The following is a 12,650-nucleotide window of genomic DNA, read 5'->3' on the forward strand; positions in this document are numbered from 1 at the left end:
CGCCCAAGTGGCCCGGGATACAGGATGGTTGGGCCACGTGACCGCAGGTCAGGTCTGCTGCTGCAGGTCCTCGTCGGTGAGGGACTGCAGATCGCCGCGCGCGTCCAGCCGGTAGAGCACCACCAGCGCCGGCCCGATGAGCACGACGGCCACGAGCGTGACGAGCAGCAGCCACCGCAGGGTGGTGTCGGCGCCCGCTCCCTCGGCCACGGTCAGCGAGGTCGGCACCAGATACGGGCGCTGGGCGAGCCCCCAGGCGAGCACGGTCAGCGCCACCGCGCCGACCGCCGTGACCCGGGACCAGCCGGTGACGCCGCGGGCGAGCAGCCCGGCCGTGGCCAGGGCGCACACCACAGCGAGGACGACGAAGACGAGCCCCGCCCCGCTGGTGAGCCCGTGGTGGACGTAGCTCGCGTCGTCGCGGGTGATGCGCAGGCCGATCAGGGCGAGGACGGCAAGCGCTCCGAGGGCGGCGAGGGCCCGCAGCCGGAAGTAGCCGACGAGGTCGGCGGCACCGAAGCGCCGGGCGTCACCGGCCAGGAACACCGCGCCGAGGAAGGCGCTGGCCCCGACGGCGAGCAGCCCGGCGATGACGGACGTGGGGTTGTGCCAGGCGTCGGCCGACGCCTCGGTGCCCGGCGCCACCCGCCCGGTGGCCACACCGCCCACCGCGGCGCCCAGGAAGAACGGGGTGAGCAGGGAGGAGACGGCGAACATCGCGCCGTAGACGCGGCGTCCGGCCACCCTCCGTGTCGGTTTGCGCAGGGCGAATCCGGCCCCACGCAACACGAGTCCGACGGCGGCGAGCACCAGCGGCAGCCACATCGCCGAGAAGACCGTCTGGTAGAAGACCGGGAACCCCGTCCACATGAGCACGAAGACGAAGATCAGCCAGACGTTGTTGACCTCCCAGACGGGTGCCATGGCGTGGTCGATCAGCCATCGCGGCCGTCGGCCCCGGTCCGCGCCCCCGGCGAGCAGGTCCCAGAACCCGGCGCCGTAGTCCGTGCCGCCGCCGCAGACGTACGCGGCCACGGCGACCAGCAGGACCCAGGCGACGACGTCGTCAATCATGGCGCGCTCCCGTGGGCGGGGCGGACATCGCCGGGAGGCGGGGTCCGTACGGGGTCTCGCTCTCCGGGGTCTCCACCGGGCGGGCCGCGGCCAAGCCCTCGTCCGCCATCCGCCACCGCGCGCTCATCCTCCGCAGCACCGCGACGAACGCGCCGAAGATGACGACGTAGACGACGATGACGACGCCCAGTGCCGCCCACAGGGCGTCGGCACGGGTGGTGGTGACGGCCTCCGAGACCCGCATGACTTCGTAGACGATCCAGGGCTGGCGGGCGACCTCGGTGGTGATCCATCCGCACTCCACGGCCACGACCGAGGCGACTCCGGCGCATGCCGCGCTGCGGAAGAACCAGCGGGAGACGGGTAGATCCCGCTTCCGCCACCAGCACCAGGCGTACCAGAGGGCGAGCAGGACGAGGAGGGAGCCGATCACCACCATGGTGTCGAACGCCCAGTGCGCGATGGTGGCCTGAGTGGCCGTCGGGCGATGGGTTGCGGGGACGGAGCTGAGTCCGGTGACCCTGGTGTCGGGGCTGAATCCGGCGAGGATCGAGTCGAGCTGCGGGACCTTGATGCCACCCGTCACGCTGCCGTCGGGGTGCATGCGGCCGTAGAGATATTCGGGCACATGGGTATCTGTCTTCCAGACGAGTTCGGCGGCGGCGAATTTGACCGGCTGCTTGTGGAAGACCGAGCGGGCGATGGAGTCGCCGACCATGAACTGGACCGGGGCGAGGACGGCTGCGACGGTGAAGGGCAGGGTGAATCCGAGCCTGTGGTAGCGGTCGCGGCGGCCGCGCAGCCATCCGACCGCGTAGACGCCGGAGACGACGAATCCGGCCGTGATGAGCATGGCGACGACGAAGTGCCAGTACTGCGGCCCGAACATCGGGGTGAACACGGCCTTGCGGAGGTCCACGTCGACGGGGCGGCCGGAGGCGTCGAGGGTGAAGCCGCGGGGGGTGTTCATCCAGGAATTCGCGGCGAGGACGCCGAAGGCGCCCATCAGTGCGGCGGCGGGCAGCGGCATGGCCAGCCAGAAGTGCGTCCAGGGCTTCAGGCGTTTCCAGCCGTAGAGATAGATGGCGATCAGGATCGACTCGAGGAAGAACGCCCACGCCTCGACACCGAATCCGATACCGAAGACATCGCCCCAGCGCCCCATCATGCCCGGCCACAGCAGCCCGAATTCGAAGGACAGCACGGTGCCCGTCACGATGCCCACGGCGAACTGGACCGCCATGACGGCGGACCAGCGGCGCGCCAGCAGGAGGGCAACGGCGTCGCCGCGACGCAGCGCGCGGTAGTGCATGAGCAGCGTGAGGAAGGGCAGTGCGACGCCGAAGGGCACCAGGATGATGTGGGTGGCGAGGGTGAACGCCATCAACTCGCGTGCGGGCAGCAGCTGTTCGGGCGTGGCGGCGAGCAGCGCGGCGGCGGTGCTCAACTCTGCCCCGCGGGATCGGGCCGCCCGGCGGCATCGTGCGGTGCGGCCTCGTTCCGTACTTCGCCGCCCGGTGGTGCGCCCGCGTCCGGCCGGGTGCGGTCGCCCGGCCGTTCGCCCGTACCGGGACGTTCCTCCGCGCCGGGCCGTTCCTCCGCGTCCTGCCGTCCGTCGGTGCGCCGCGAGATGAAGGCGCGTTCGCGGCGGGTGCCCGAGGAGAAGGCGACCAGCCAGGTGAGCACGGCCCCGATCCTGCTGCGGAAGCCGGTGAGGAAGGCGATGTGGATGAACAGCCAGATCAGCCAGCCGGGGAACCCCGACATCTGGATCCGTCCGGCCCTGACCACCGCCCGGCCGCGGGTGATGTACGCGGCGCTGCCGAAGTCGCGGTAGCGGAACGGGCGGGGGGCCTTGGTCCGGCGTTCCACGCTGTGCCGGATCTGCCGGGCCGCGTACCAGCCCGACTGCATGGCGACCTCCGCCAGGCCCGGCAGCTTGTCCCGGCTCATCATGTCGCCGACGACGCGGATCTCGGAGTGCCCGGGAATCGTCAGATACGGGTCGACGACGATCCGTCCGGCCCTGTCCTGCTCCGCCCCCGTTGCCTTCGCCAGCGCGTCCGCGAGGGTGGGCGCCTGAACTCCCGCCGTCCACAGCACCGTTCCCGCGCCGATGCGCTCGGTGGCGCCGTCATGGCCGCGTACGACCAGGCCTGTGGCGTCGACGTCCGTGACCACGGTCTTCAGACGGAGTTCGACGCCGATCCGGCGCAGGGTGCTCTCGGCCCGCTGGGACAGCTTGGGCCCGAACGAGCCGAGGGCCGCGTCACCGCCCTCGAAGAGCAGCACCCGGGCGCGGCCGGAGTCGATCGCGGAGAACTCGCGCTCCAGGGTGCGCGTCGCGATCTCCCGGATCTGCCCGGCCAGTTCGACACCGGTCGGTCCCGCCCCGACGAGGGCGAAGGTGAGCCAGTGCCGCTGCTCCTCGGGATCCGTGCTCGCCTCGGCCAGTTCGAAGGCGCCGTAGATGCGGCGGCGGATGTCGAGGGCGTCGTCCAGGGTCTTCATGCCGGGGGCGTACCGGGCGAATTCGTCGTGGCCGAAGTAGGACTGCCGTACGCCCGCGGCCACGATGAGGTCGTCGTACGGGAGGGTGACCGGTTCGCCGTCGGGGCGCTCGGCGTGCACGACGCGGCCGGGGACGTCCACCCCGATGGCCTCGGCCTGCAGGCAGCGCACGTTGTCGTGGCCGCGGAGGACCGCCCGCAGCGGACGCGCGATCTGGCCCTCGGAGAGAATGCCGGACGCGCACTGGTAGAGCAGCGGCTGGAAGAGATGGTGGGCGCAGCGGTCGACGAGGGTCACGGCGACCGGTGAGTTGCGGAAGGCTCTGGCAGCGAACAGCCCCGCGAAACCGCCCCCGACGATCACTACTTGACGGGGAGTCACATGATCCTGCAACACGGCGGCCTCCTGCCGGTCCTCGCCCTCGTGCCGGTCGTCGTCACGACGTCCCGTCAGCCGCCGGTCGCGAAGCCGGGGAAGAGGGTCATGCCGCCGTCCACGAAGAGCGTGGTGCCGACGACGTAGTCGAGCAGATCGGACGCGAGGAGGACGACGGCGTTCGCGATGTCGTCGGGGTCGCCGACACGGCCGTACGGGATGAGCTTCAGCAGATCCTCCTGGGCGGCCGCGGTCTCCCAGGCGTCGCGGTTGATCGGGGTCTTGATGGCGCCCGGCCCGACCGCGTTCACACGGATCTTGTGCGGGGCCAGCTCCTGCGCCAGCGTCTCCATCATCATCTGCACCCCGCCCTTGGACGAGGCGTAGTTCACGTGCCCTGCCCAGGGGATGATCTGGTGCACCGAGCTCATGCAGACGATCTTCCCGGCGGACCGGGATACGTCCGGGACGACACCGCGCCGCTGGAACTCCTTCACCGCTTCCCGCGCGCAGAGGAACTGGCCGGTGAGATTGACGTCGATGACCTTCTGCCACTGCGCCATCGACATGTCGGTGAGGGAGGCGTCGCGCTGGAGCCCGGCGTTGGCGACGAGGATGTCGATGGTCCCGAGTTCCTCGACCATGCGCCCGAGCATCGAGACGACCTGGTCCTCCTGGGACACATCCGCCTCATGGGCATAGGACCGTACGCCGAAGCCCTCGATCTCCTTGACGACGAGGTCCGCGGCGGCCCGGTCGGCGACGTAGTTGACGACGACATCCGCGCCCGCGTGCCCGAGCGCGATGGCGGTGGCCTTGCCGATCCCGGAGTTGGCACCGGTGACCAGGGCCTTCTGCCCCTTCAGCAAGCTGGTGGAGATCTGCGGACGGGCCTCGCGCGTGCTGGTACTCAACTCGTGTCTCCTCACCGGCGGAAAGCGGAGTCTCGCCGCATCTGTCCACGGTGAAGAAACCACGGGCGGCGGCGCGCGGCGGGGACCACGGCCCGGCGCGCGCGGCCCCATTCGCCCACCTGGGCGAGCGGCCTCCAACCAACGGCCCAACCCGGTGAGGACGGTCCCCGGCGCCGGGGCACCCGCACTGGGGCACCCGCACTGGGTCACCGGAGGCCGGTCAGCACACCGGGTCGCCGGAGGCGGTCGCAGGGGGCGGCCATCCGGAGCACGCTCACCGCGGGCGGTCACCCGAGGCGGTCGATGAGGTGGTCACCCACCCTCAGGGCGTTCGCCATCGCCGTCAGCGAGGGATTCACTGCGCCGATGCTCGGGAAGAAGCTGGTGTCGATCACGTAGAGGTTGTCGAGGTCGTGGGCCTTGCAGTGGACGTCGAGCGCGGAGCTGCGCGGGTCGGTGCCGAAGCGTACGGTCCCCGCCTGGTGCGCGGTGGCCCCGATCGGCATGTCCTTGTGCAGATAGAGGCTGTGCGGCAGCAGTCGGTGCTCGTGCATGCCCAGATGGCCGAGCATCTTCTCCAGCTTGTGCTGCAGCCGTTCGACACCGGCGGTGTTGTTCTGCTCGTCGAGCGCGAGGCGGACACCGCCGTCCTTCTCCAGGGTCACCCGGTTCTCGGGCGCCGGAAGGTCCTCGCCGCACAGCCAGAAGTCGACGGCGTGATGGGCGAGCACTTCGAAGGGCATGTCCGGCGAGAGGGCGGCGGCCCAGCGCGGCGCCTCGCCGTGGATCTGCTCGGCGTCGGACTTGCCGAGCATCTGGATGCCGCCCAGCGGGTATTCCCAGTCGTCCGAGCCGAGGTACCAGTCGTTCATGGCGAGCGTCTTCTGGAACCTCGTGTCGTTCGGTTCCTTCGACACCGCCATGAGGGCGAGGTTGTTGTGGCGCATGTAGTGACGCCCCACCACGTCCGAGCTGTTGGCCAGCCCGTTCGGATGCTTCTCGCCCGCCGAACGGAGCAGCAGCAGCGCGGAGTTGAGCGCACCGCACGCCACCACGACGATGTCGCCCCGGTAGCGAGCCGTCGACGTCGGGCCGCCGGGTTCGCCGACGGTGGCGACGACCTCGGTGACCGTACGTCCCGTCGGATCGGTCTCCAGCCGCTGCACCCTGGCGTGGGTGACCATTTCGACGTTGTCGTGTTCCAGGGCCGGGTCCACACAGATCACTTGGGCGTCGGACTTGCCGTCCACCAGGCACGGGAAGCCGTCGACACGGTCGCAGCGGATGCAGACGCTGCTGCGGGTGGCACGCCCGTGCTCGTCCTGGGTCAGGTTCACACCGATCGGCAGATGGAACGGGTGCAGACCGCGCTTCTCCAGATCGTCGCTGAGCTGCTGGATCCGTGCCTCGTGCTGCACCGGCGGATGGGCGTACTGCGCGCTGGTCGGGCCGCAGGTCGGGTCCTCGCCGTGCCGGCCGTGCACGAGGTAGAGGTGCTCGGCCTGGGTGTAGTACGGCTCGAGGTCCTCGTACCGCAGGGGCCAGGCCGGGGAGATGCCGTCCTGGTGCCGGATCTCCCCGAAGTCCTCCGGGCGCAGCCGGAAGAGAGCGGCGCCGTAGAACTTGGTGTTGCCGCCGACGTAGTAGTTGAGCTCCGGGGGGAAGGTGCGTCCGTGCTGGTCCTTCCAGAACTCCTCGGCGCGGTACTTGCCCTGCACGAAGACGGCGGTGGACTCCCAGTTGTCGCGCTCGCGGGGCAGATAGCCGCCGCGTTCGAGCAGCAGGACCCGCCGCCCGGAACCGGCCAGCCGGTGCGCCAGGGTGCCGCCGCCGGCACCGGTGCCGATGATGATGACGTCGTACGTCCGGTCCTCTGCCACGGGATCCCCCTGTCTCTTTCCGGAAACGTGGACGGGGCGGACCGCAATGGCCCGTGAGGCCCCTGCCCAGAGGGTGCGCCCGGCCCCCTCGCCCGCACTTCGCCCACCGCGGGTGATTCCGCCGTACGCACGATGACCTGGGCTGTTGCCGCTTCTGGCCCGTACGGCGTCGTCAGCCGCGGCTGCTCGGGGGCGTCACGGCAGCGGCTCCACCTCGAGGTGCCGGCGGTTCCGCGGCCCGCGGACTTCCAGCGCCTCCCAGCCGAGTCTGCGCAGGGCGGCCGCGCAGTCCGCCAGGGCCCCGCGTGCCGCGTATGCGGCACCGCTGCCGATGGGTCCCACCCACTCGACCATCACCGTGCCGTGCTGCCCGGTCGCGGTCACGCGGTATCCGGTCGCCGTGCGTGTTCCTTCCGTGTCGGTCGCCGAAGGGGGAACGCCGGCGGCCTCCAGGATCAGCGCCACGGCGCGAACGGGCCGGTGTCGTTCCCAGTCGGCGGGGGCCGCCTCGGGGTCAACGGAGTCCGTGTTCATCAGGCGGCGGATCTGCAGGAGTCCCTCGAACGCGGTCCGGACCGCTGCCTCTCGCTCCGGCCCCGCGGCGACGGTCCCCTGAGCGCCGGTGGCGGCCTCGAACCCATCCGGCCTGCCGGAATCAGCGGTCATGTCAGTCCCCGTTCAGGAGAACCGGGGCCCTTGGCGGGCGCGGAAGAGCAGCGGCGTGTGCTCCTCATGGCCCAAGGCTCCCCCACCGCGGGAGCCGCCGTCGACCGCCGCCCGGACGGAGCCCGCGGACGGGTCACTCCATGGCCCGGAGGATCTCGGCCATGCCGTCGGCGGCGTGGGCTTACGCGGCGTGTACGCGGCGTGGGCGGTGTGGGCGTGGGCGGTGTGGGCGTGGACGGTTTGGGCGTACACGGCGTGGGCGTCCTCCGTGTTCGCTGGCGCACCGTCACCAATGGCAAATCCGGACGCCCTTGTGCGGCCCGGGTTACCCGAACGACATGCTCAGGTTGAGCCCCGCCCCACCCCGAACGATGGTTGCTTGTGCACCGGCATCCCCTCCGATGACAACGGCATCGGAGGTCAAAATCACGTGGAGGGTACATGCGTAGGTCTCTGTTGTTCGGCATGGGCGCGGTCTTGTGCGTCACGGGGTTCGCCACTCCGGCCGCGGCCATCGAGCAGCCCGACCCGACTGTGCAGGTCGCCCCGTCCGGGCAGCCCGAAAGCCCGAAGGGGTTCGAGCGGATCGAACTGACGACACGGACGACGAGCCACTACAACGACTCCGGGCCCGAGGGGCCGAGCGCGGGAGACGAGGTGCTCTCCACCGGTGTTCTGCTGAAGGACGGGCGCCCGGTCGGGGTATTCGGGAACGAGTGCTCCTTCCTCGACGCCGACGACCAGTCGCAGACGCTGCAGTGTGTGGAGTCCTGGTCCCTGGGGGACAAGGGCGAGCTGACCTCGCAGGCGTTGACCGAGCAGACGGCCACGAGCGGACCGCGTTCGTGGACCGCCGTGATCAACGGCGGCACCGGGCGTTTCCTCGGCGCCGAGGGCTTCATCGTCACCCGCAAGGACACCCCGAACGCGGGAACCGACAGCGTGACCATCTACCTCAAGCGCGGCTGAACCGAGGGCTGTGACGACGCCGCGAAAGCGGCCCGCGCATGGCGTCGTCGGCAACACCGCTGTGGTGTTGCCGACGACGTCATTCATTTCGTGATCGTCCTCGGTGACATCGCCGCGGCCACACCTCACCCGGCGGGCAAGATCGGTTCGAGGGCCCGGAGGATGTCACGGACAGCTCGGCTGCCAACCGGGGACCCTCCTCGGCTTCGCGCACGAAGAAGCCGCCGGCGGCCCGGCCTGAGCCGTAGCGACGGGGTGCTGCAGCCACGGACGTACGGGCCGCCCGCGGGTCATCAGGCCGTACGGACGATGACCTGGGCCGTTGTCTCTCCGGCGCGCAGCGCGTGCTCCTCCGTCGCGGGGCGGCAGCGGCGCAGCTCCGGGTCGTACTGCGCCATGACGACGTGCCCGTGGTCGGCCCCGGGCACCTCCTCCAGGGTGGCCGGCCGGCACCGGCGCTCCAGGGCGGAGAGCAGTGTGCGCGAGTGCTCGGCGTCGACGGTCGTGTCCGCCGTGCGTGGACCACAACGACCTTGTGGTGCAAGGGAAATGGGCCGCTGTTCGGGGGCCCTGCGGTGACGCTGCCTCACGAACGCTGCCGCCGTGCGGGCACGGCGGCAGCGTCGTGGCGAGGGGCCGGGGATGTCAGGAGGTCTGTGCCTTCTCGTAGAGGTCCTTGGCGTCGTTGCCGAAGACCGGGCCGAACATCCAGGTCGTGATGAAGTTGTACTTGAAGCTGTTCACCGACGACTGCAGGCCGGTACCCGTCTTCTCGTCGAACTTGGTGAACCACGGGCCGCCGCTCGAGCCGCCGGTCATGTCACAGGTGATGCCGTGGTCCTGGGAGAGCAGGAAGTCCTTGAAGGTCTTCCCGCTGCAGTGGATGAACTTCTCGCCGTCGTACGGGTCCGCGGCGGGGAAGCCGAAGGAGTACATGTCCTGGTTGTAGCCGGTGTTGAAGGCCACGCCCTGACCGCCGACCACATCGTTCAGCTTCTTGCCCTCCAGCGGGCTGACGACGGCCGCACCGACGTCGTAGTTGATGTCCTCGGTGGCCGTCCACTGCGGCGTGGACAGCGTCTTCGCCGCGGCCCAACGGCCGTACGGGGCTTGGCCGTCGTGGTAGCCGGGCACGAAGACCCAGTTGGTGTGCCAGGCGCCCTGCAGCTTCACGCAGTGCCCCGCCGTGAGGACGGTGGAGCCATTGGTGCTGGTCACGGCGTTACCGGAGCAGGAGGCCGTACGGCCCTGGTAGCTGAAGAACACCCGGCCCGCTGTGGTGACGACCTTGCCGCCGCCGGTCCAGGGGCCGCCGCCCTCGGGGAACGCCATCGTGCTCGCACCGGACGGCCGGACGGGCGATACGGTCTTCGCCTTCCCGGTGGGTACGTCGGCCGAGAGGCCGCCCAGGTCCTCGCGGCTGACGGAGAGCAGGTCGAGCGGCTCGGCCTTCCGCATCCGCTCCGCGGTCCAGAACTCCTGGACCCGCTTCTGCGCGGCCGCGGTGTCCGCGGCGGTGTGGACGGTGGACGGTACGCGGTCGGGGCCGGGGATCGCCGCGCCCGCGGGTCCGGCCATGGTCCCGGTGGTGAGCAGGGCGCCCACGGCGATCAGGGCGCCGAGGACGGATCGAGGCATACGTCTCACTCGCGTACTCCTTCTGCGACGGCCGCGCGGTGTGGCGCGCGGGCGGTGGGGGCCGGGCCGCCGGGAGAGCTGCCCGAGCAGAGCAGGCGGTGCGGGTGTGGTGTGCGCGCAAGGCAGAGTGCCAGCAGATACGGCGGAATGGACAGGCTCATGTCAAGATTGGCGAAAAAGATGACGCCCCTTCACCTGTCTCCCCGGCAGGCCGGAGTCGCCCGGCGGCGGGCCCGTGTCTCCCGGTGGCGGGCCCCTGTCTCCCGCCGAACGCCCCACGGAATCGCATGCGCTCGCCGCGCGCCCCGCCTCCCCAGCGGCCATGCTGGTGCCGTCGGCCGGTCCGCGGCGGTGGCGAGGGCGGCGAAGGTGACGAGGAGGCGAGCGCGATGTCCGGCAGCAAGGCGTCCGGCGGGAAAGCGTCGGGCGGAAAGAACACCGGCCGCCAGTCATCGGACGGGCGGGGCAAGCAGGACGCGCAGCATGCCGCCTCCCCGGATGGGCACAGCCGTACCCGCCTCCCCAAGTCGTTCTACGAGAAGGAACTGCTGCGCCTGCAGACCGAGATGGTCCGGCTCCAGGAATGGGTACGCGCCGAGGGCGCGCGGCTCGTGGTCGTCTTCGAGGGCCGCGACGCGGCGGGCAAGGGCGGCACGATCAAGCGGCTCGCCGAGCATCTCAACCCGCGCGTCGCCCGGATCGCCGCCCTGCCCGTACCCACCGAGCGCGAGCGCACGCAGTGGTACTTCCAGCGCTACATCGAGCACCTCCCGGCCGCCGGCGAGATCGTGCTGTTCGACCGGAGCTGGTACAACCGGGCCGGTGTCGAGCGTGTGATGGGATTCTGCACCCCGGAGGAACACCAGCGCTTCCTGCGCCAGTGCCCCATCGTCGAGCGGATGCTCGTCGAGGACGGGATCCTGCTGCGCAAGTACTGGTTCTCGGTCAGCGACACCGAGCAGGAGCGGCGGTTCCGCAAGCGGCTGCAAGACCCCACCCGGCGCTGGAAGCTCTCCGCGATGGACCTGGAGTCGATCACCCGCTGGGAGGCGTACTCGCGCGCCAAGGACGAGATGTTCGTGCACACCGACGTCCCCGAGTCGCCGTGGTATGTGGTGGAGAGCGACGACAAGCGCGCCGCCCGTCTCAACATGCTCGCGCACCTGCTGTCGACCGTGCCGTACGGGGATGTCGCCCAGCCCGATCTGCGGCTGCCGCCCCGCCCGCCGTCCACCGGCTACGAGCGCCCGCCCAAGGACCTGCAGACATATGTCCCCGACCACTCCGCCACGCTCGCGGACCGGGCGGACTAGCGCGCGGTAGTACGGGTCCTCACGGCTCGTTCCATCCCGTCACGGTGCGACGCGGTGACGGCCGACCGGCGTGCCCACGGCGCCCGGTGGCTCGTTCTCCCGCGGCACCGTCCGTCCCCCGGCACTCCTCGCCTCGACGCTCCTGGCCCGTCACACCTCACACGCCGTCACTTCTCACGGCCCGCCGCTCCTCGTGCCGTCATTCCGCGTGCGTCATTCCGCGTGCGTCATTCCGCGTGCGTCATTCCGCGTGCTGTCACTCCTCGCGGAGCCGCCGCGACCACTGAGGTTCCAGCAGGGCCCACTCGGCGTCCCACTGCGCGTAGCGGTGACGGTCGAGGATCCGGCGCAGCCCCGTGCGCGCGCCGATCGCCACGACGATGACGGCGCCTGCGGTCACGCCGCCCGCCGCCCAGCCGGTCACCGCCGCCGACGAGGCTGTCATCGGCGGCGATGTGACGTGGCCGTCGCGGTCGACCCAGATCGGGACGGTGGAGCCCTTGTGCGCGTCCGGCGACACCCGGGCCGTACCGGTCCGCTGCGTTCCGTCCTTCTCCGTCCAGCCGACGCGGGCGTTGTGCAGATCGTCGCCGGTGTCGGCCTGTGCGGATCCGACGACGTCGGCGTCGGTGGTCAGACGGGCGGTGACCTGATGACGGTCTGCCGCGTGCGTATGCACGGTCCGCATCTCGGACGCGTGGACCGCCATGCCGGCCGCCAGGGCAGCCGTCGGGAGCCCCAGGACGAGCAGCAGCAGGATGAGCCTGCCCACCCACGTCTGGACCCGGTCGGAGCGGCGTACGAGCGGGTTCGGCCCCTCGTACGGATCCTCACGTCCGCCGGAGTGCCCCTGCCCGAACGGACCGGGCCCTGACGCGTACGGCGGTCCCTGCGCGTTCATCGGCTCGCCTCCCCCACAGTCGGGGCACGATGTCTCCGCTTCCCACGGTCCGTCGTGGGACCGGGAGGCGTCACGGGGCCAATGGTCCCCTGGGGGCGGCCACCCGGTCCGCCGGAGCCTCCGCTGACGGTGCGCGCAGCCCGTCCCGGAATCCCCTCACGCCCTCCGCCCCTTCGCCGGCCGTCCTCGGCACACCGACGACCAGCGCAAACGATGCCGGAGCCGCCGTCTCCGCCCCCGTGCTCCCCGTCTCACCGGGCAAGCGCCCGCACGGGGTCGCGGGGTTGCCGGCCGGGCAGGGCGACCGGGCGGGGCGGTCCCGGCTCCGGCGTGCCGGGTCGCTGATCAGGCGGGTTGCGCCGCCGCGAGCCGGGCCGTACGGCAGCCGACGGGGGCCGAACGTCCCTGT

General features: G+C 71.0%; 11 protein-coding genes. 2 read left to right on the plus strand and 9 right to left on the minus strand.

Going from position 1 to position 12,650, the window contains the following annotated elements; translation table 11 throughout:
* Positions 1–48: 48 nt before the first annotated feature.
* The 6 genes from ACGFNH_RS16915 to ACGFNH_RS16940 form a co-directional block, all read right to left on the minus strand.
* Positions 49–1,074, minus strand: coding sequence for a cytochrome d ubiquinol oxidase subunit II (locus tag ACGFNH_RS16915; protein ID WP_393654320.1), 1,026 nt, complete (start codon positions 1,072–1,074; stop codon positions 49–51).
* Positions 1,067–2,458: a cytochrome ubiquinol oxidase subunit I gene (locus ACGFNH_RS16920; RefSeq protein ID WP_393654501.1), complete on the minus strand. Its 1,392-nt coding sequence runs from the start codon at positions 2,456–2,458 to the stop codon at positions 1,067–1,069. The genes ACGFNH_RS16915 and ACGFNH_RS16920 overlap by 8 nt, the downstream gene beginning before the upstream one ends.
* Before the next feature lie 59 nt (positions 2,459–2,517).
* Positions 2,518–3,981: an NAD(P)/FAD-dependent oxidoreductase gene (locus ACGFNH_RS16925; protein ID WP_393654322.1), complete on the minus strand. Its 1,464-nt coding sequence runs from the start codon at positions 3,979–3,981 to the stop codon at positions 2,518–2,520.
* Positions 3,982–4,034: 53 nt separating this feature from the next.
* Complete coding sequence (locus tag ACGFNH_RS16930; RefSeq protein WP_393654503.1) at positions 4,035–4,829, minus strand: SDR family oxidoreductase; 795 nt, start codon at positions 4,827–4,829, stop codon at positions 4,035–4,037.
* Positions 4,830–5,161: 332 nt separating this feature from the next.
* Positions 5,162–6,754, minus strand: coding sequence for a GMC oxidoreductase (locus tag ACGFNH_RS16935; RefSeq protein ID WP_393654324.1), 1,593 nt, complete (start codon positions 6,752–6,754; stop codon positions 5,162–5,164).
* A gap of 195 nt (positions 6,755–6,949) precedes the next feature.
* Positions 6,950–7,420 carry a hypothetical protein gene (locus ACGFNH_RS16940; RefSeq protein ID WP_393654326.1) on the minus strand — a complete coding sequence of 157 codons (471 nt, stop codon included), beginning with the start codon at positions 7,418–7,420 and terminating at the stop codon, positions 6,950–6,952.
* A 441-nt stretch (positions 7,421–7,861) separates the two neighbouring features.
* Here ACGFNH_RS16940 and ACGFNH_RS16945 point away from each other — a divergent pair, with 441 nt between their 5' ends.
* Complete coding sequence (locus ACGFNH_RS16945) at positions 7,862–8,389, plus strand: hypothetical protein (protein ID WP_393654328.1); 528 nt, start codon at positions 7,862–7,864, stop codon at positions 8,387–8,389.
* A 293-nt stretch (positions 8,390–8,682) separates the two neighbouring features.
* Here ACGFNH_RS16945 and ACGFNH_RS16950 read toward each other — a convergent pair whose 3' ends face one another.
* Positions 8,683–8,817, minus strand: coding sequence for a hypothetical protein (locus tag ACGFNH_RS16950; RefSeq protein WP_393654330.1), 135 nt, complete (start codon positions 8,815–8,817; stop codon positions 8,683–8,685).
* 217 nt (positions 8,818–9,034) lie between these two features.
* Entirely contained in the window at positions 9,035–10,027 is a 993-nt protein-coding gene (locus ACGFNH_RS16955) for a trypsin-like serine peptidase (RefSeq protein WP_393654505.1), read from the minus strand.
* 389 nt (positions 10,028–10,416) lie between these two features.
* On the opposite strand from ACGFNH_RS16955, the gene ppk2 reads away from it, so the two are divergent.
* Positions 10,417–11,340, plus strand: a complete 924-nt coding sequence (ppk2, locus tag ACGFNH_RS16960; protein WP_393654332.1) for a polyphosphate kinase 2 — start codon at positions 10,417–10,419, stop codon at positions 11,338–11,340.
* 256 nt (positions 11,341–11,596) lie between these two features.
* On the opposite strand, the gene ACGFNH_RS16965 is transcribed toward ppk2, so the two are convergent.
* Positions 11,597–12,241, minus strand: a complete 645-nt coding sequence (locus ACGFNH_RS16965; RefSeq protein WP_393654334.1) for a hypothetical protein — start codon at positions 12,239–12,241, stop codon at positions 11,597–11,599.
* Between the last annotated feature and the right edge of the window lie 409 nt (positions 12,242–12,650).

The organism is Streptomyces sp. NPDC048639 (assembly GCF_043199075.1).
GTDB lineage: Bacteria > Actinomycetota > Actinomycetes > Streptomycetales > Streptomycetaceae > Streptomyces.

What these genes read in the sequence shown, in the direction of transcription:
- ACGFNH_RS16965 (WP_393654334.1), bottom strand. Translation starts at nt 12,241, where the DNA reads ATGAACGCGCAGGGACCGCCGTACGCGTCAGGGCCCGGTCCGTTCGGG.
- ACGFNH_RS16955 (WP_393654505.1), bottom strand. Translation starts at nt 10,027, where the DNA reads ATGCCTCGATCCGTCCTCGGCGCCCTGATCGCCGTGGGCGCCCTGCTC.
- ppk2 (WP_393654332.1), top strand. Translation starts at nt 10,417, where the DNA reads ATGTCCGGCAGCAAGGCGTCCGGCGGGAAAGCGTCGGGCGGAAAGAAC.
- ACGFNH_RS16940 (WP_393654326.1), bottom strand. Translation starts at nt 7,420, where the DNA reads ATGACCGCTGATTCCGGCAGGCCGGATGGGTTCGAGGCCGCCACCGGC.
- ACGFNH_RS16920 (WP_393654501.1), bottom strand. Translation starts at nt 2,458, where the DNA reads ATGGCGTTCACCCTCGCCACCCACATCATCCTGGTGCCCTTCGGCGTC.
- ACGFNH_RS16915 (WP_393654320.1), bottom strand. Translation starts at nt 1,074, where the DNA reads ATGATTGACGACGTCGTCGCCTGGGTCCTGCTGGTCGCCGTGGCCGCG.
- ACGFNH_RS16945 (WP_393654328.1), top strand. Translation starts at nt 7,862, where the DNA reads ATGCGTAGGTCTCTGTTGTTCGGCATGGGCGCGGTCTTGTGCGTCACG.